13 protein-coding genes are annotated in these 17,509 nt (G+C 65.9%); 6 read left to right on the forward strand and 7 right to left on the reverse strand.

From position 1 onward, the window contains the following. Positions 1-140 precede the first annotated feature (140 nt). Entirely contained in the window at positions 141-1,250 is a 1,110-nt protein-coding gene (locus tag I6F37_RS14930; RefSeq protein WP_225151789.1) for a ring-opening amidohydrolase, read from the forward strand. 116 nt (positions 1,251-1,366) lie between these two features. Continuing rightward, entirely contained in the window at positions 1,367-2,836 is a 1,470-nt protein-coding gene (locus I6F37_RS14935) for an amidase (protein WP_225151792.1), read from the forward strand. A gap of 236 nt (positions 2,837-3,072) precedes the next feature. On the opposite strand, the gene I6F37_RS14940 is transcribed toward I6F37_RS14935, so the two are convergent. Continuing rightward, complete coding sequence (locus I6F37_RS14940) at positions 3,073-3,393, reverse strand: hypothetical protein (protein ID WP_036009675.1); 321 nt, start codon at positions 3,391-3,393, stop codon at positions 3,073-3,075. A gap of 136 nt (positions 3,394-3,529) precedes the next feature. Here I6F37_RS14940 and I6F37_RS14945 point away from each other — a divergent pair, with 136 nt between their 5' ends. Together I6F37_RS14945 and I6F37_RS14950 are read left to right on the forward strand one after the other, a co-directional pair. After that, positions 3,530-4,438: a PaaI family thioesterase gene (locus tag I6F37_RS14945; protein WP_225126717.1), complete on the forward strand. Its 909-nt coding sequence runs from the start codon at positions 3,530-3,532 to the stop codon at positions 4,436-4,438. Between the two features lie 68 nt (positions 4,439-4,506). Further along, positions 4,507-4,866, forward strand: a complete 360-nt coding sequence (locus tag I6F37_RS14950) for a hypothetical protein (protein WP_036009657.1) — start codon at positions 4,507-4,509, stop codon at positions 4,864-4,866. Between the two features lie 2 nt (positions 4,867-4,868). Here the strand turns inward: I6F37_RS14950 and poxB are convergent, their stop codons facing one another. From poxB to I6F37_RS14965, 3 genes are all read right to left on the reverse strand, one after another. Continuing rightward, positions 4,869-6,605, reverse strand: coding sequence for a ubiquinone-dependent pyruvate dehydrogenase (gene poxB, locus I6F37_RS14955; protein WP_225151793.1), 1,737 nt, complete (start codon positions 6,603-6,605; stop codon positions 4,869-4,871). A 109-nt stretch (positions 6,606-6,714) separates the two neighbouring features. After that, the gene (locus I6F37_RS14960; protein ID WP_225151795.1) at positions 6,715-7,347 is read right to left on the reverse strand and encodes a 2-dehydro-3-deoxy-6-phosphogalactonate aldolase; all 633 of its coding nucleotides are present in this window, start codon (positions 7,345-7,347) and stop codon (positions 6,715-6,717) included. Between the two features lie 14 nt (positions 7,348-7,361). Beyond that, positions 7,362-8,276: a 2-dehydro-3-deoxygalactonokinase gene (locus I6F37_RS14965; RefSeq protein WP_036009652.1), complete on the reverse strand. Its 915-nt coding sequence runs from the start codon at positions 8,274-8,276 to the stop codon at positions 7,362-7,364. Between the two features lie 234 nt (positions 8,277-8,510). On the opposite strand from I6F37_RS14965, the gene I6F37_RS14970 reads away from it, so the two are divergent. Both I6F37_RS14970 and I6F37_RS14975 read left to right on the forward strand, forming a co-directional pair. After that, positions 8,511-9,608: an LLM class flavin-dependent oxidoreductase gene (locus tag I6F37_RS14970; RefSeq protein ID WP_036009650.1), complete on the forward strand. Its 1,098-nt coding sequence runs from the start codon at positions 8,511-8,513 to the stop codon at positions 9,606-9,608. A 115-nt stretch (positions 9,609-9,723) separates the two neighbouring features. Next, positions 9,724-10,278 (forward strand): flavin reductase family protein, encoded by a 555-nt coding sequence (locus I6F37_RS14975; protein WP_036009648.1) that lies wholly within the window; start codon positions 9,724-9,726, stop codon positions 10,276-10,278. 174 nt (positions 10,279-10,452) lie between these two features. Here the strand turns inward: I6F37_RS14975 and I6F37_RS14980 are convergent, their stop codons facing one another. The 3 genes from I6F37_RS14980 to I6F37_RS14990 all read right to left on the reverse strand — a co-directional run bounded on the left by I6F37_RS14980 (position 10,453) and on the right by I6F37_RS14990 (position 17,438). Next, positions 10,453-12,306, reverse strand: a complete 1,854-nt coding sequence (locus I6F37_RS14980) for a sigma-54-dependent Fis family transcriptional regulator (protein ID WP_036009646.1) — start codon at positions 12,304-12,306, stop codon at positions 10,453-10,455. Between the two features lie 96 nt (positions 12,307-12,402). After that, complete coding sequence (locus I6F37_RS14985) at positions 12,403-15,708, reverse strand: carboxyl transferase domain-containing protein (RefSeq protein ID WP_225151797.1); 3,306 nt, start codon at positions 15,706-15,708, stop codon at positions 12,403-12,405. Positions 15,709-15,716: 8 nt separating this feature from the next. Further along, positions 15,717-17,438 (reverse strand): AMP-binding protein, encoded by a 1,722-nt coding sequence (locus I6F37_RS14990; RefSeq protein ID WP_225151799.1) that lies wholly within the window; start codon positions 17,436-17,438, stop codon positions 15,717-15,719. Between the last annotated feature and the right edge of the window lie 71 nt (positions 17,439-17,509).

Below are 17,509 nucleotides of genomic sequence, written 5' to 3' on the forward strand. Positions count from 1 at the left end.
CGCAACCGTCGACAGAGGATTTTTGCCCGACCGATGCGATCTCGCCACATTCGTGGGGGCGCGGCGACTTGACATCGGCCCCGCGTTCCGCGCCTGCTTGCTCCCGCCGGGCCAATGAACTCTCCGCACGAGGACCAATCATGCGTACCACATCGGTCGGCGTCTTCAGGATCGCCACCACGGGACCCGGCGACGTCTCCGGCCTGATGGACTTGATCGGCTCCGGCGCGATCGATCCCGACTCGATCCTTGCCGTTCTCGGCAAGACCGAGGGCAATGGCGGCGTCAACGATTTTACCCGGGAATACGCGGTGGCCGCGCTCTGCACGGCGCTGGCGCCCAAGCTCGGCCTGTCGGCGGAGGCCGTCGAGCAGCGTATCGCCTTCGTGATGTCCGGCGGCACCGAGGGCGTACTCAGTCCGCATCTTACGGTGTTCACACGGAGCGAGGCCGAGCGCCCGGCAGGCCTGTCCGGCAAGCGCCTCAGCATCGGCATGGCGCACACGCGGGACTTCTTGCCCGAGGAGCTCGGCCGCGCCGCGCAGATCGCCGAGACAGCGAAGGCCGTGCAAGCCGCCATGGCCGATGCCGGCATCAACGATCCCGCGGACGTTCATTTCGTGCAGATCAAATGCCCGCTGCTGACCAGCGAGCGCGTTGCGGCGGCAAACGCCCGCGGCAACACAACGGCAACGACAAACGCTTACGGCTCGATGGCCTATTCGCGCGGTGCGTCCGCGTTGGGCGTTGCGGTCGCGCTCGGCGAGATCAGTTCCAACGTCGGCGACGAGGACGTGCTGCGGCGCTATGATCTGTTCTCCAAGGTGGCCTCGACCTCGTCGGGGATCGAGCTGATGCATAACGTCGTCATCGTGCTCGGCAATTCGGCGTCATCGGTAAGTGACTATGTGGTCGGGCATGGCGTGATGGAGGATGCGATCGACGCTGCGGCGGTGCTATCGGCGTTGAACAGTGTCGGGCTCGGCGCGGCGCCGCAAACCACCGCGGGCCGCACGCTCGTCAACATCTTCGCCAAGGCTGAGGCCTCGCCGGACGGCACCGTGCGCGGCTTCCGCCACACCATGCTTGAAGACACTGACATCAGCTCGACACGCCACGCCCGCGCAGCGGTCGGCGGCCTGATCGCGGGCCTTGCTGGCACCGGCGCGGTCTACGTGTCCGGCGGCGCCGAGCATCAGGGGCCGGCCGGCGGCGGCCCGGTTGCAGCGATCGCACGACTGTCGGATTGATAGCCGGCAGCCCGACCTCTCCGCCGGGCGCAACCCTGCCCCTCGTGGCGCCTCGGTTGATTCACGCGGGCCGTTGCGAAAAAGGTGACGCCGCGACCTTAAGGGGATTTGACTTCATGACTTTGCCGATGAGCTGGAATGAATGGGCACAGCACGATGGCGTCGCGCTGGCGGGGCGCGTTCGCAAGGGCGAGCTGACGGCGAAGGAGCTGGCGCGCCAGGCCGCCGCGGGCGTTGCCAAAGTCAATCCAGCGCTGTCCGGCGTGGTCGAGCTGTTCGAGGACGTGATCGCCGATCCCGCCAAGGACGGCGCCAATCTCGCAGGTCCGTTCGCCGGCCTGCCCTTCCTGATGAAGGACCTCGGGCCGACCATGAAGGGCCGGCTGCAGGAGATGGGCTCGCTCTTGATGCGCGGCAATCGCGCCAGCGCCGATACGTTCCTTACCGGCAAATTCCGTCAGGCGGGGCTCAACCTGATCGGTCGCACCACGACGCCAGAATTCGGCGTGTGCTCGTCGGCCGACAATCCTGCCGTCTACGTCACGCGCAATCCCTGGAATACGGACTACACCACCTGCGGCTCATCGGCAGGCAGCGCCGCGATGGTGGCCGCGGGCGTGGTGCCGATCGCGCATGCGACCGACGGCGGCGGCTCGATCCGCATTCCCGCCGGCGTCAACGGCAATATCGGCCTGAAGGTCTCGCGCGGCGTGTTTTCGCTCGCGCCGCACATGTCGGACCTGACCGGCCTCGTCTCGATCCAGGGCTGCCAGTCGCGCTCGGTGCGCGACACTGCCGCCTTCGTCGATCATGCGCGCGGGCCTGCGCCCGGCGAGTTCATGCCGTTCTGGACCACGGCGCAGCCTTATTGCGAGATGATCAAGCGCGATCCCGGCAAGCTTCGCATCGCGCTGTCGCACACATGGGGCAATTACACCGCGGCGCCCGAGCTCGCTGCCGAGCTGGAGAAGGCCGGACGCTTCCTCGAAGGCCTCGGCCACCACGTCGACTATGCGCTGCCGGAGATCGACCTCCCGGCCGCCTTCGAGGCGCAGACCACCTGCTACATCTCGAACTTTGCGGTGGTGATCTCCAACATGCTCGCCGCGCGCGGACTGGAAAAGCCGCCGGAGGATCTGATCGAGCCCATGAACATCCGCATCTGGGAAGTCGGGCGCCACACCAGCTTTGCCGAGCGGGCGAAGATGCAGGCCGTGTTCAACACGACCTCGCGCGGCTTCGGCAGCTTCTTCGAGCAATGGGACGTGATCCTGACGCCGATCACGGCGCTGCCGACGCCGAAGGTCGGCACCAGGGAATATCTCACCATCTCGGACAATCCTGATGTGCGCGACTGGTTCGAGAATCTCTGGCGCTTCTTCGCCTTCACGCCGCTCGCCAATCTCTGCGGCATGCCGGCGATCTCGATGCCGATGGCATCGCAAGACCACGGCCTGCCGCTCGGCATCCAGGCCATCGCCAAGCAGGCCAATGACGGCCTCCTGCTGCAGCTCGCCGCCCAGATCGAGCGCACGCTCGACGGCAAGTGGAACGGCGGCAAGAAACCGAAGGTGCATGTAGGCTAACTAGAGCGTGATGAGATCAGTTCGATCGCTACGGCGGAGGTGCACTCCCTCTCCCGCTTGCGGGAGAGGGCTGGGGAGAGGGTGTTTCCGCGATGGGACAATCCCCTAGAGGAGAAAGCCCTCACCCGCGCCTTCGGCGCGACCTCTCCCGCAAGCGGGAGAGGTTGCAGCGAGCCCGTGGCATGGATCTCGCTTTAGCAAGTGTGCGATCGCATCGATACGCGATCGCAACAGCCTCAGTTCTTGACCGCCGGTATCTCCTCCGCCACCGGCTGCTTCTGACCCTGCTGATACATCGCGAGCGCCTTTTCGAGGGCTTCGCGCAGTGCCAGTGCTGCGGCGACACTGCAACGCAGATGCGCGGTCTGGACCACGTCGACCCTGACGGCAGCGCCGACCGGCATCAACAGGTTTGCGGCAAGCTCGATCTGGATCGCGCCGTTGTGGTGACCGAAGCAGGATGCGCCGTCGAAATAGATGATCGGCGCCCGCTCGGCGCTGGAGGTGGAAATGGTGACGGGCCCCTGGGCGGTCGAGGGCGTTTCGGGGTCGGCCATGGGCGCTCCTTGCAGTTCATCGACGAACGAAGCGCCCACCATCGACGCTTCGGCGCGCCCTGTCGAGACCAAACCGTCCCATGCGGGGCTCATTCGGGATTTTGCGCGAGGCCCGACACTGGTCTAGAAGGTCCCCATGAGCACCACGCCGACCACGCTTGCCTTCGAGGAACTCGCCGAGGCCATCAAGGGCCGCCGCTCCGATTACGGCCATATCAGCGGGCTCCAGCTCGACCGGTTCGCACCTGGCGAGGCTTGGTCCAGCCTGCCCTATCGACCGGTCTTCGTCGGCGACACCGCGACCGGCGTGCTGCATGGCGGCGTCGTCACCGCGATGCTGGACGAGAGCTGCGGCATGGCGGTGCAACTTGCGCTCGACGGCACCCGCGCGATCGCGACCCTGGATCTGCGCATCGACTACCAGAAGCCGGCAACGCCCGGCCTCGACATCAAAGCGCATTCGGTCTGCTACCGCACCACGCGCTCGATCGCCTTCGTGCGCTCCACCGCCTATCAGGAGTCCGAGGACGATCCGGTCGCGACCGCGACCGCCTGCTTCATGATCGGCGCCAACCGCACCAACATGCTCGCCGACCGCCGGATGGATGCGCGCAGCATCCCGACGCTGGAGGCGCCGGAGGATCCGGACGGGCCCTTTGCGCGCAGCCCGTTCGCGCGCGCGCTCGGCATCCGCGTCAACGATGACGGCACGCTGACGATGCCGTTCTCGCCGCAGATCATCGGCAATCCGATCCTGCCGGCGATCCATGGCGGCATGACGGGCGCCTTCCTCGAGACCACCGCCATCATCGGCGTGGCGCGGGAGCTCGGCGCTAGCGCACCGCCCAAGCCGATCGGCCTCACCGTCAACTACTTGCGCTCCGGACGCGCGCTCGACACGTTTGCCGACGTCTCGATCGTGAAGCAGGGCCGACGTATCGTCGCCTTCGAGGCGCGGGCCTGGCAGGACGATGCGACGAGGCCGATCGCCACCGCTTTCGGTCACTTCATGCTGCGTCCGACGCCTGGAAGTGACGAGGAATAAGCCCATTTTGACTTGACGGCCGCAGCTCCGGCCCCAACGATAGCGCGCCTTTCGCCAGAGGAATTGGATTGCGGCATCCGCTCGACATCGTTGCCATGTTCGCCGCACTCTGGCTGCTGGCATCGATGGTGCTCGACACGCTGACGCCGAAGGAGCTGACCGCGATCATGATCGGCATCGCGATCGGCCCGGCCATCGTCATCACCGCCGTGTTCTATTACCTGCGGTGCCCGCGAACGGATTTTGCGGTGATGTTCGCAGCGCTGTGGCTGATCTCCGATATCGCCATCGCCCTCATCTCGCCGAAGCAGCTGCCGCATTTCCTGATCGCGCTCGGCTTTCTGCCGGCGATGCTGATCGGCATCGTGCTGCACTGGCAGACGTTCACCTCTCCTCGGCGGGGAGAGGTGAACCACCGCGCCGGCTGATATCACCGCGGCAAGAGATTCGTCTTCGCGAGGTCCAGCACCTCGTCGCCGCGGCCGTTCATCACCGCACGCAACACCCAGAGGCTGAAGCCCTTCACCTGCTCGGCCGTGATGGTCGGGGGCATCGACAGCTCCTGCTTGGCGGTGACAACATCGAGCAGCGCCGGCCCATTGTGCGCCAGCATCTCTTTCATCGCGCCCGGAAGCTCGCCGGGATCCTCGACGCGCTTGGCAGAGATGCCCATCGCGCGCGCCATCGCGGCGAAATCCGGGTTCTCCAGGTCGACATTTGTGTCGACGAAGCCCGCCGCCTTCATCTCCAGCGCGACGAAGCCGAGCACGCCGTTGTTGAAGACGACCACCTTCACCGGCAGCTTCTCCTGCGTCAGCGTGATCAGGTCGCCCATCAGCATGGTGAAGCCGCCGTCGCCGGAGAGCGAGATGACCTGGCGTCCGGGCTGCGCCGCTTGCGCCCCGATCGCCTGCGGCATGGCATTGGCCATCGAGCCGTGAACGAAGGAGCCGATCAGCCGGCGGCGGCCGTTCATGTCGAGATAGCGCGCCGCCCACACCGTCGGGGTGCCGACATCGGCGGTGAAGACGGCATCGTCGGAGGCATGGTCGCTGATGACCTTGGCGAGATATTGCGGATGGATCGGCTTGGCTCCGGGCGTGCCCTTGGCGAGCGAATCGAGGCCCTCGCGGGCTCTCTTGTAATGCGCGACGGCGTCGTCGAGATGCTTGCGCTGCGTCTTCGTCTTGAGCAGCGGCAGCAGCGCCTCGATGGTGAGCTTGACGTCGCCGACGAGACCGAGGTCGATCCTGCAGCGCCGTCCCAGATTTTCCGGACGGATGTCGATCTGCGCGATCTTCGCATCATCAGGAAAGAACTGCTTGTAGGGGAAGTCGGTGCCGAGCATCACCAGCGCATCGCAGGCGTGCATCGCGGCGTAGCCTGAGGAGAAGCCGATGAAGCCGGTCATGCCGACGTCGTAGGGGTTGTCGTATTCGACATGCTCCTTGCCGCCGAGCGCGTGCACGATCGGGCTTTTCAAGGTCTCGGCGAGCTGCATCAAAGGCGCGTGTGCGCCGGCGCAGCCGCGGCCGCAGAACAGCGTGATGCGTTCGGCGCCGTTGAGGAGATCCGCGAGCGCCTTCAGCTCATCCGCTTGCGGCACGACCTTCGGCGGAGCCAGTGCAAGGCCACGCGTCGTCGACAGCGCGCGCTTCGGAGGACTCCGGAACGCGACATCGCCGGGCATCGCGACGACGGCAACGCCGCGCAAGCCGACCGCCGCGCGAATTGCATTCTCCAGCACGAAAGGCAGCTGGCTCGGGTCCGACACCAGCTCGCAATAATGGCTGCATTCGCGGAACAGGTTTTGCGGATGCGTCTCCTGGAAATAGCCGCCGCCGATCTCGGCGGTCGGGATCTGCGCCGCGATCGCCAGCACGGGAACGCGGCTGCGATGCGCATCGAACAGGCCGTTGATCAGATGCAGATTGCCGGGGCCGCAGGAGCCCGCGCAGACCGCGAGGCTCCCGGTCATCTCGGCTTCGCCGGCCGCTGCGAAGGCCGCGACCTCCTCGTGGCGGACATGGATCCATTCGATCGTGCCGCGGCGACGCAGCGCCTCGGTGAGCGCGTTCAGGCTGTCGCCGACGATGCCGTAGATGCGCTTGACCCCGGCCTGTTCGAGCGTTGCCACGAACAGATCGGCCACGTTGTTGATCGCCATGTCGGTCTCCTGATTCAGCCAGTCGCATAACACGATGCGCGCATGTCGGCATCGCGCCACCATATGGCAGAATAGACCAAGTCAGGATTACGGCTAGTTTATTGTCGGCTCAATCTTTCTCAATTGCCCGATCGTAAGCGGCAATTGTCACCTCTGCGCGGGCTGCGACATCTGTTGCCGTCATGCCTGGCTTGTAGAGGCTGGAGCCGAGCCCGAAGGCGGTCACCCCGCCCTTGATGTACTCAACAAAATTCTGGTCGGAGACGCCGCCGACGGCGGCGATCATCACGCCTGCCGGCAGCACGGCACGGATCGCGGCGATGCCGGCAGCGCCGAGCACGCTCGCCGGAAAGAATTTCAGGCTCGACGCGCCCGCGCGCGCCGCCAGCAGCGCCTCGGTCGGCGAGAACACGCCGGGCATGGTCACCATGCGATGCTGGTGCGCGCGCGCCAGCACTTCGGTGTCGACATTGGGCGAGACCATCAGCCTGCCGCCGACATCGTTGAGACGATCGACATCTGCCGTCGTCAGCACCGTGCCGGCGCCGATCAACACGCCTGATGGCGCGAGCTTCACGGCAAGCGCGATCGAGCGGAACGGATCGGGTGAATTCAGGGGGATCTCGATCGCGGTCATGCCGGCCTCGACCAAGACGCCGACGATCGCTTCGGTCTCCTCAGGCTTGATGCCGCGCAGGATCGCGACCAGCGGCCGCTGCATCGGCGGAAAGGGAACGCTCATCTCTCGCAGTCCTTCTACTTCGTCCAGATCGCGGCTGCCGCCATCGAAAGGCCGCGGCGGACGGCTTCATCCGCATCGACCGGATTTGCTGTTACCGAGAGCGCCTCGAATGCCAGCCGATACAGCACCGCAAGCCGCCCCGCGGCAATCAGCTGGACGCCCGCTTGCGGCACGGTGCCGGAGAGCCCTGCCGCGAGCTCCACACCGATCAACGTGCCCGACAGCGTCTCACGCGCCGCTGCCGGCGTGCCGCCGAACAAGAGCTGTCGCGACCGTGCAGTGAACAGCAGGTTGGCGGCGAAGGCCGGAGCATCGAATGCGGCCTTTACGGCTGCCTTGAAGCTCGCGAAATCTTCGGCGTCATCAGCGCCGGCGACCGCGAGCGACAGGATCGTCTCGCGCGAGACGGCGCTGAACAGCTCGCCGGTCATGAAGGTGGAGAAGCGCTCGACCGTGCCGTCTTTCACCCGCACCCATTTCGAATGCGTGCCGGGCATGCAGACCAGCGCCTCGGCCGCGGCATCGAGGCCGAGCGCGCCGAGCAATTGCGTCTCCTCGCCGCGCATGACGTCCGGTGCCTTGGCATCGCGCTGGGCGATGCCCGGCAGGATGCGAATGTCGCGCGCCTCCCCCGGCACGCGCACGGCCTGTTTCAGGACGGCTGAGAGCTTTGCCGGCGTGTCGACGTAGCCGGCCTCGACCCAGCCGGTCTTGGCACCGGCCATGCCGCAGACCAGAACCGGCAGATGCGCGGGCGCTTCGACTACGGCCAGATGCGCTTGCAGCACGGCGGGAAAACCGGTCCTAGCCGCCGCCAGCATGCCCTCACCGCTGCGGCGCTCGGCCAGCACCTGACCGGCGCGATCGACCAGCCAGAGCCGGAAGCTGCTGGTGCCCCAATCCACCGCGACATAGGCGGGTTCGGTCATGTCAGGTCTCGTCCTCGTCTCATGGCCAAGACGCCGTCTCGCGACACATGAGACGATGTCCAGCAGGCTCCCGTCGAGATATCGGCTATTGCGCGGGCAAACCAGCCCTTTCTCTTCATTTTGAGGCTCCGCCGCGCTGGCACACCGCTTGCTCAAGGTTCATCACTCGACAAGGTTCATCACTCAACTCCGTCAACGCGCGACAAGACGCGTCAACATCAGATGAGGAAACCCATGGAGATCGGCTATTTCACGATGCCTTCGCATCCGCCGGAGTGCGGCCTCAAGGAAGGCAACGACTGGGACCTGCAGGTCATGCGCTGGCTCGACGAGCTCGGCTATCAGGAGGCCTGGGTCGGCGAGCACCACACCGCGCCCTGGGAACCCAATCCCACGCCGGACCTCCTGATCGCGCAGGCCTTGATGCAGACCAAGCGCCTGCGCATCGGGCCGGGCGGCTTCCTGCTGCCCTATCATCACCCGGCCGAGCTCGCCAACCGCGTCGCCATGCTCGACCATCTCTCCGAAGGCCGGCTCAATTTCGGCGTGGCGGCGAGCGGGCTGCCGAGCGACTGGGCGATGTTCAACGTCGACGGCATGAGCGGGCAGAACCGCGACATGACGCGCGAGGCGCTGGAGATCATCCTGAAGCTGTGGACCGAGCCGGCGCCCTTCACCCACAAGGGGAAGTACTGGACGGTGACCAAGCCAGACACGATGTTCGACTTCCTCAAGCCCCATATCAAGCCGCTGCAGGCGCCGCATCCGCCGATCGGCGTTGCCGGTCTGTCCAAGAACTCGGACACGCTCAAGCTCGCCGGCGAGCGCGGCTTCATCCCGATGAGCCTCAACCTCAACCCGGCCTATGTCTCGAGCCATTGGGACTCGGTCGAGATCGGGGCCGCCAAGACCGGCCGCAAGCCGAACCGCCAGGACTGGCGCCTGGTGCGCGAGGTATTCGTCGCCGACACCGACGAAGAGGCCTGGAAGCTCTCGACCGGCGACATGATGGGCCGGATGATGAGCGAGTACTTCCTGCCGTTGCTCGGGCATTTCGGCTTCAAGGATTATCTGAAGCACGCGCCCGATGTGCCAGACAGCGACGTCACGGTCGAATATTGCGCCAAGCGGAACTGGATCGTCGGCTCGCCCGCGACGGTCGCCGAGAAGATCGAGAAGATCTACGACGAGGTCGGCGGCTTCGGCGTGCTGCTCGTGTTCGGCTTCGACTACAAGCACAAGGCCGAGGCCTGGCACCACTCGCTCTCGCTGCTGAAGAACGAGGTGATGCCCCGCCTTGGGCATCTCGGCTCCGCGAAGAAGGCGGCTTGACGCAAGCATGATCCGGAAAAGTGCATAGCGGTTTTCCGAAGAGATCATGCTAGACTCTTGGCGCCGGGTGCGGCGCGATCGTGCCGCACCCGCTTCTATTCTGGGAGATTTCCGCGTGACGGTGGACGCGAAGGACTTCAAGCAGGCGATGCGCCAATGTGCCGGTGCGGTAGCGCTGGTCACGGTGGGCGCCGAGCACGGCAGGCGCACGGGGCTGACGGTGACCTCGGCCTGCTCGTTGTCGGACAAGCCGCCCTCGCTGATCGTCTGCGTCAACCGCAACGCCAGCGCCCATGCCCGCATCCGGGAGGAAGGTGCTTTCGCCATCAACTTCTTGCATGAGGATCACGCGCTGCTCGCCCTCACCTTCAGCGGCCAGAAGGGCGTCGACGGCGACGATCGCTTCGCCTTCGGGCAATGGACGCGTGGCGTGACCGGCGCACCGGTGCTGGCGGACGCGGTGGCCGCGTTCGACTGCGTGCTGGCGCAGGAGTTCGAGACAACGACGCATTCGATCTTCGTCGGCGAGGTCCGCAGCGCCTCGCATTCCGCTGCCGTCACGCCGCTGGTGTACTTGCGCAGCAATTTCCACACGCCACGAGAACTCCGCGAGAACGTGACGATCGGCGATCTCGACGCACGGCATCTGAGCTGGACGGATTTTTCGTAGGACGAGTGCTCGCTTTCTTCCTTCTCCCCTTGTGGGAGAAGGTGGCGCGAAGCGCCGGATGAGGGGTATCTCTCTGCAAACTCACCAGAGTCATACGCGGAGAGAGACCCCTCACCCGTCTCGCCGCGGCGCGGCGAGCCACCCTCTCCCACAAGGGGAGAGGGGAAGAAAGAGCTACTGCGCCGTCTCGATCTTCAACTGCTTGATCTTGCGATACAGCGTCGCGCGGCTGAGCTTCAGTGCGCGCGCGGCTTCCGTCACGCGGCCATCATGCTTACGTAGCGCCGCGACAATCGTCGCACGCTCGGCTGCTTCGAGATCAGGCTCCGTCCGTCCGCCAAACGGCGGCAGATCGAGATCGGCATCGGTGATGACGCCATCTTCCGCCGTGCAGCCGGCGAGCCGCAGCACGTGGCGGAGCTGGCGCATGTTGCCGGGAAACGGGTAGGCCGCGAGCTGCGACCATGCCTCCTCCGAGAGCCGGCAGCTCGGCGCCTCCTCGCGCGCGATCTGGCGGATGATGTCGTCGCGGTCGGCGCGCTCGCGCAAGGCGGGCAGGCGCACTTCGATGCCGCGCAGGCGAAAATAGAGGTCGGCGCGGAAGGCCCCCGCTTCCGCCATGCGGCCGAGATCGCGATGCGTGGCGCTGATCAGGCGAATATCGACGGTGACGGGCTTTAGCGCGCCGAGCGGCCAGACCTCGCGGTTTTCCAGAACGCGCAACAGGCGCGTCTGCAAGCCGATCGGCATGTCGCCGATCTCGTCGAGGAACAGCGTGCCGCCGTCGGCCTGCACGATCAGGCCCTTCGAGCCCTCGCGCCGCGCGCCGGTGAAGGCGCCCGCCTCGTAGCCGAACAGCTCGGCGTCGATCAGGCTTTCCGGCATCGCCGCGCAATTGAGCGCGACATAATCGTTGCGCGCGCGGTTGCTCGCACCGTGAATGGCCCGCGCGAACACGTCCTTGCCGACGCCGGTCTCGCCATGCAGCAGCACCGGCAGATTGTGGTCGCCGATGCTCCGCAGCCGTTTGACGCTTCGGATCAGGCCGGGGTCGCGGCCGGCGAGCCGGTGCAACGCATCAAAGCGATCGAGTTGCGCATCGCGGCGCGGCGCATGCGATCTCGCACGCAGGGGCGGAGCAACATGCCCCTGCCCCAACGGACGGCCGTCGCCATGGCGCAGCTCGACGATCTCGCCGCTGCCACGCGCAGCGTGATGGTCGAACTTGAGGTAGCACGACAGGTCGATGCCGGAGGCGATCATGCCGTCGGTGAGGCCGAGCAACGCACGCGCCGAGCGGCAGGCACCGACGATGCGGCGGTCGTCATCATAGGCGACGAGGCCGCTGCCGCCGTCACCGGGCACGGTGGCGATCCAGGCATTGCGGAAATGCCCGCGGAAGATCGCACCCTCCATCCGCCGCGTCGCCTCCATCGTCACCGCAAGTGCAAGCTGATGCGCGGCGCGCTCCAGATCCTCACGGCAGGAGGTGATGTTGACGGCGCCGGCGAGCCGGCCGACCGGATCGAACAGCGGCGCCACCGCGCAGGAGAACATGTGCCATTGCGCCCGAAAATGCTCGTCGCGATGCACCAGGATCGGCTTCTGCTCGGCCAGCGCGGTGCCGAGCCCATTGGTGCCCTCGCAAGCCTCGGCGAAGTTCGAGCCGGTGTAGATCTTCCAATCCAGAAACATCCTTGCATCGGCTTCGCCCGGCAGACGGCTGAACAGCATGGTCGCGTTGACATCGGCGAGATTGACGCAGTAGCCGGCGTCGTGCAGCACACGGGCGAGATCGTCGAGTTCGGGCGTGACGAGCCGGATCGTCTCCTCCATCGGCTCGGCGACATGGCGGATTTCGGCTTCGGTGAGCGTCTGCGGTGGGCCCTGGCGGGCGGGATCGAGCTTGTGGTTGACGAGGCAGCGCCGCCAGGAACTCGCAATCCGCGAGGAGGCATCGACGTCGGCCACATGATTGGCGACGGACAAGACACGGGCGACATGGTTCGAGGCCGAGAGGCTGGCCATCGCGGACGTCTCCACCCTGTATTATTGTGCAAAGTCTGGCAGCAAGGGCGGGGATGTCAATCGGGAACCGGGAAAGCAGCTATTGCTGCACCGCCCTCACCACGTGTCGATGCACGGCCGCTTCTTCGCCGTCCTCGGCTCGGGCTTCGGCACCGTGCGCAGACCGGCCATGATCCAGCGCCGCGTCTCGGCCGGGTCGATGACGTTGTCGATCTCGAACACGGAGGCGATCGAGACCGCCTTGCCGTTGGCATAGAGCTCGGCGACCTTGTTGCGGTAATAGGTCTCGCGCTCCTCGGGATCGGCGATCGCCTCCATCTCCTTGCGGAAGCCGAGGCGGACGTAGCCCTCCAGGCCCATGCCGCCGAACTCCCCGGTCGGCCAGGCCGCGGTGAAGAACGAGGCGTGGAAGCCGCCGCCGATCATCGATTGTGCGCCGAGACCATAGCCCTTGCGCAGCACGATGCCGAACAGCGGCACGGTGAGGCTGGCGCCGGTCACGAACATGCGTGAGACGTGGCGCACGATCGCGGTCTTCTCCGCCTCGGGGCCGACCATGAAGCCGGGCGTGTCGCACAGCGAGACAACAGGCAGATCGAAGGCGTCGCAGAGCTGGAGGAAACGCGCAGCCTTGTCACCGGCATCGGCATCGATTGCGCCGCCGAGATGGCGCGGATTGTTGGCAATCAGGCCGAACGGCTTGCCTTCGATTCGGATCAGTGCGGTGATCATGCCGACGCCGTAGTCGCGGCGCAGCTCCAGCACGGAATCCTTGTCAGCGACGAGGTCGATCACGCTGCGGATGTCATAGACGCGCAGGCGGTTCTCGGGGATGGCGCGGCGGAGCAGGCGCTGGTCAGCAGCCTCCCAGTCCGCCACCGCACCCTGGAAATAGGACAGATATTTTTGCGCGACGCGGGTCGCTTCCTCCTCGTCCTCGACCAGGATGTCGATGACGCCGTTCGGCGACTGGAATGATACGGGGCCGACCTCGGCCGGATGATAGACACCGAGGCCGCCGCCCTCGATCATGGCGGGACCGCCCATGCCGATCGAAGCGTTCTTGGTGGCGATGATGACATCGCAGCAACCGAGCATCGCGGCGTTGCCGGCGAAGCAATAGCCGGAAACAACGCCGACGACAGGCACAAGGCCCGAGAGCCGCGCGAACTGCACGAAGGACGGCCCGTCGAGGCCGGTCATGCCGAGCCGGTCGGTGTCGCCGGGCCGGCCGCCGCCGCCTTCGGCATAGAACACCAGCGGCACGCGCCAGTCTTCCGCCAGCGTCAGCATGCGATCGATCTTCTTGTGGTTCATGTGGCCCTGCGTGCCCGCGAGCACGGTGTAGTCGTAGGCCACGACGATGCAGCGCGCGCCTTCTGGCCCGAACTTCTCGGCATTGACAGTGGCGACGCCCATGACGAGGCCGTCCGCCGGCGTGTTCTTGATGAGATCGTCGAGCTTGCGCCGGCGGCGCTGCGCCGCGATCGCAAGGCTGCCGTACTCCATGAACGAGCCGTCGTCGACGAGCTGGGCGACGTTCTCGCGAGCGGTGCGCTGGTTGGTGTTGCGGCGGCGCTCGACCGCAGCGGGGCGGTTCTCGTCGAGCGTGTTGGCCTGGCGGGCGATCAGCTCGGCAAGATCGGGACGGATATGGTCGAGATCGATGTCGGCTTCCGCCGCCGCGCTGTCGGCGGCGACGTCGAGCGGCTCGAGATAGAGGATCGGCTCGCCATGCAGCAGCGTGACGCCGTCACCTGCGACGAGTTTTGTCACCCGCCCGCCCTGCTCGGCCATGACGAGGTGCTCCATCTTCATGGACTCGATCACGGCGAGTTGCTGGCCGGGGCGGACGATCTCGCCTTTCTTCACCTGGATGGTGACGATGGTTCCCTGCAAGGGCGCCGCGACCATCACCGTGCCTTCGGGTACGGCTGGCGCGACATGCACCTCCGCGCTGTGACCGGCGCCACGCTCGGCCGCGGCGAAGTAAAGCGGCTTGGCGGCACCATCCGATGCTTCCACGAGCCTGGCAATGTTGCGGTCGATGAAATCAGTCGCGATGCGGTTGGTCCTGAAATCGGGATGTGCGAGCACCGCCTGAAGAAACGCGATGTTGGTGACGACGCCATCGATCCGGAACTCGCGTAGCGCACGCGAGGCTTTCGCGACGACGTCATGCCAGGCCTCGCTCGGCGTGTGCACGATCACCTTGGCAAGCAGCGAGTCGAACGCGGCGCTGGTCTTGTAGCCGGCATAGCCGAAACTATCGACGCGCACGCCGGGGCCCGACGGCGGCTCGAATACCGCGAGCACACCGCCGGTCGGATGGGTGGCGCCTGACACGTCCAGCGTCTCCATGTTGACGCGCAGCTGCATGGCATGGCCGCGCGGCTTCCGGATCGATGCCTGCGCAAGACCGAGCGAGCTCAATGTGCTGCCTGCGGCGACCGCGAGCTGGGCGCGGACGAGATCGACGCCGAGCACCTCTTCGGTCACGGTGTGTTCGACCTGGAGACGCGGGTTGGCCTCGATGAAGGCGAAGCTGTCCTCGGCGGTTCCGTCGACCAGAAACTCGAACGTGCCGAGATTGTCGTAAGACGCGGCGCCCGCCAGCTGCTTTGCCGCTTCGATGATGCGGCCGCGCAGGGCATCGCTCAATGACGGGCTCGGCGCCACCTCGATCAGCTTCTGGTGCCGGCGCTGGATGGTGCATTCGCGTTCCCAGAGATGGGAGATCGCACCATGGCGGTCGCCGATGATCTGGACCTCGATGTGGCGCGCCTGCCGGATCAGCCGTTCGGCATAGACGCCCTCGAAGCCGAACGCCGCCTTGGCCTCGGACTGGCAGCGCGCATAGGCCTCCGAAAGGTCGGACGCGTTCTCCACCACGCGCATGCCGCGGCCGCCACCGCCCGCCATCGCCTTGATCACGATCGCAGCATTGCTGCCGAGCGAGGTGAAGAATGCCGTGATCTCCTCGAGACTCGACGGCCCGCTGGTGCCGGCAATGATCGGCACGCCGCAGCGTTTGGCCAGCTGACGTGCCGCAACCTTGTCGCCGAACAGCTCGAGCGCAGCCGGTTTCGGCCCGACGAAGGTGATTCCGGCGTCGGCGCAGGCTTTCGCGAATGCCGCGTTCTCACTGAGGAAGCCATAGCCGGGATGCACGGCATCGCAAGCTGCGCTCTTGGCCGCCATCACCACGGCCTCGATGTCGAGATAGGCCCGTGCGCCGCGGCCGGGGATCTCGATCGCCTCGTCCGCAACGCGCCCGTGCAGCGACAGCGCATCGTCGGCGGGATGGATCGCGACCGTCGCAATGCCGGCATCGGCCGCCGCCCGTGCGATGCGGATGGCGATCTCGCCGCGATTGGCGATCAGGAGCTTCTTGAACGACATCGTCTCTCTCACTGGACGGCAGGAGGATTTGGAATGAGGTCCTGCTTCCTGACCTTGCCCGTTGCCGTCAACGGCAGCGCATCGATAACGCGGACTTCCGGAACCTTGTAGACGGCCATGCGCTCGGCGCACCAGGCGCGCAGTTCCTGTTCTGACACCGTGCCGATCGCTTCCGGCTTGAGCTGGATATAAGCGACCGGCACCTGGCCCTTGTCCGGATCATCACGGCCGACCACGCCCGAGCCCAGCACCTTCGGATGCTGCCCCAGCAACGCCTCGATCTCCGGCGGAAACACGCTCATGCCCTTGACCTTCAGCATCTCCTTGCGCCGGCCGAGGAAGTGCAGAAAGCCGTCCTTGTCGATGGTGCCGATATCGCCGGTGCGCAACCAGCCGTCGACGAGCGATTCCGCCGTCGCCTCGGGCTTGTTCCAGTAGCTCTTGAGCAGCGACGGCGTACGCACGCGGATCTCGCCTTCGGCTCCCAGCGGCAGCAGCGCACCGGTCTCGAAATCGGTGATCTTGAACTCGGCGCCGGGGACCGGCAGGCCGACGAAGATCGGCTGGCTGTTGAGGTCGAAATCCCCGTCCTGAAAGCCAGCGGTGAAAGTATTGGAGGTGTGGGTCTCGGTCATGCCCCAGGCCGCCTCCATCAGGATCGTGCCGGTGAGATCCTTCCAGCGCCTGCGATAGCCGGCGTTGAGCTTCTTGACGAAGGAGACCACGCGCACCTGTTGCAGCGACGACAGGTCGAACTCGCTCCAGCGCGGATGGTCCATCATCTCGACCGCGCTGTCGACCGGCATCGCCGTCATCGTGACCTTGTACTTGTCGATCGCCGCCATCGCGCCGACAGCGTCCCAGCGCGCGAGCAGAACCAGCGTGCCGCCCGAGAACAGCGGGAAGATCAGACCGGAATTCTCGCCCGCAATCCAGAACTCCGGAAAGAACGACAGGAACACGCTGCTCTCATCCGAGGGAAACGAGATGCCGTAATTGGCGGCGGCCGTGTAGACCATATCGCGATGGGTATGCACGCAGCCCTTGGGCATGCCGGTGGTGCCGCCGGTGTAATTGAGCGCAGCGACATCATCGAGGTGGGGCGGCGGCAGCGGGGTCGGTGCGGGCAGTGCCGCGAGCGCCGGCAGGAGATCAGTTGCGCCGGAGACCGCAACGCGCGGCGTGCGGATCGAGTCCGGCGCGGGAAACGCAGGCGCCGCCGGCACGACATCGGCGAAGCTGGTGACGATGATCTCGCGCAGGCGCACCTCGCCGCGGACCTGATCAACGATAGGAATGAGCTGGTCGAGCGCGACGATCACCTCGGCCTCGGTGTCGTTGAGCTGGTAGGACAATTCGAACGCGCGCGACAGCGGGCTGATGGGAACGTGGATCGCGCCGAGCTTCAGGATGCCGAAGAACACGACGTGGAATTGCGGGCAGTTCGGCAGGAAGACGGCGACGCGATCGCCCTTGCGCACGCCCTTTGCCTGCAACAGCGCCGCAAAGCGATCGCTCTTCTGATCGAGATCGGCATAGGTGGTCACATGCCCGTAGAAGATCACCGCGGGCCGCTCCGGACTCCGCTTTGCCCAGGTGCGCAGATATTCCGTCAGGGGAACTTCGCCGTGCAGATAGTTCGGCGAGCGCGGCAGGCCCTTCGGCCAGGCCTTGTCCCACAGGCCGCGCAAGGTGGCGAGGTAGTCATTCTCGTCGAGGCCCGTGTTCATGACGTCCTTCCCGTGTTGCTTTTCTTTTCGCGAGGGACGCAAGGCAGCATCGCTCGACCTCGTTACACGTC

It is taken from the genome of Bradyrhizobium sp. NBAIM08, from assembly GCF_020193935.1.
In the GTDB taxonomy this organism is placed as follows: Bacteria; Pseudomonadota; Alphaproteobacteria; order Rhizobiales; family Xanthobacteraceae; genus Bradyrhizobium; species Bradyrhizobium yuanmingense.

Bases quoted from the DNA above. Each gene is read 5' to 3' on its own strand.
- I6F37_RS14930 (WP_225151789.1), top strand. From the start codon at position 141: ATGCGTACCACATCGGTCGGCGTCTTCAGGATCGCCACCACGGGACCC.
- I6F37_RS14935 (WP_225151792.1), top strand. From the start codon at position 1,367: ATGACTTTGCCGATGAGCTGGAATGAATGGGCACAGCACGATGGCGTC.
- I6F37_RS14940 (WP_036009675.1), bottom strand. From the start codon at position 3,393: ATGGCCGACCCCGAAACGCCCTCGACCGCCCAGGGGCCCGTCACCATT.
- I6F37_RS14945 (WP_225126717.1), top strand. From the start codon at position 3,530: ATGAGCACCACGCCGACCACGCTTGCCTTCGAGGAACTCGCCGAGGCC.
- poxB (WP_225151793.1), bottom strand. From the start codon at position 6,605: ATGGCGATCAACAACGTGGCCGATCTGTTCGTGGCAACGCTCGAACAG.
- I6F37_RS14960 (WP_225151795.1), bottom strand. From the start codon at position 7,347: ATGAGCGTTCCCTTTCCGCCGATGCAGCGGCCGCTGGTCGCGATCCTG.
- I6F37_RS14965 (WP_036009652.1), bottom strand. From the start codon at position 8,276: ATGACCGAACCCGCCTATGTCGCGGTGGATTGGGGCACCAGCAGCTTC.
- I6F37_RS14970 (WP_036009650.1), top strand. From the start codon at position 8,511: ATGGAGATCGGCTATTTCACGATGCCTTCGCATCCGCCGGAGTGCGGC.
- I6F37_RS14980 (WP_036009646.1), bottom strand. From the start codon at position 12,306: ATGGCCAGCCTCTCGGCCTCGAACCATGTCGCCCGTGTCTTGTCCGTC.
- I6F37_RS14985 (WP_225151797.1), bottom strand. From the start codon at position 15,708: ATGTCGTTCAAGAAGCTCCTGATCGCCAATCGCGGCGAGATCGCCATC.
- I6F37_RS14990 (WP_225151799.1), bottom strand. From the start codon at position 17,438: ATGAACACGGGCCTCGACGAGAATGACTACCTCGCCACCTTGCGCGGC.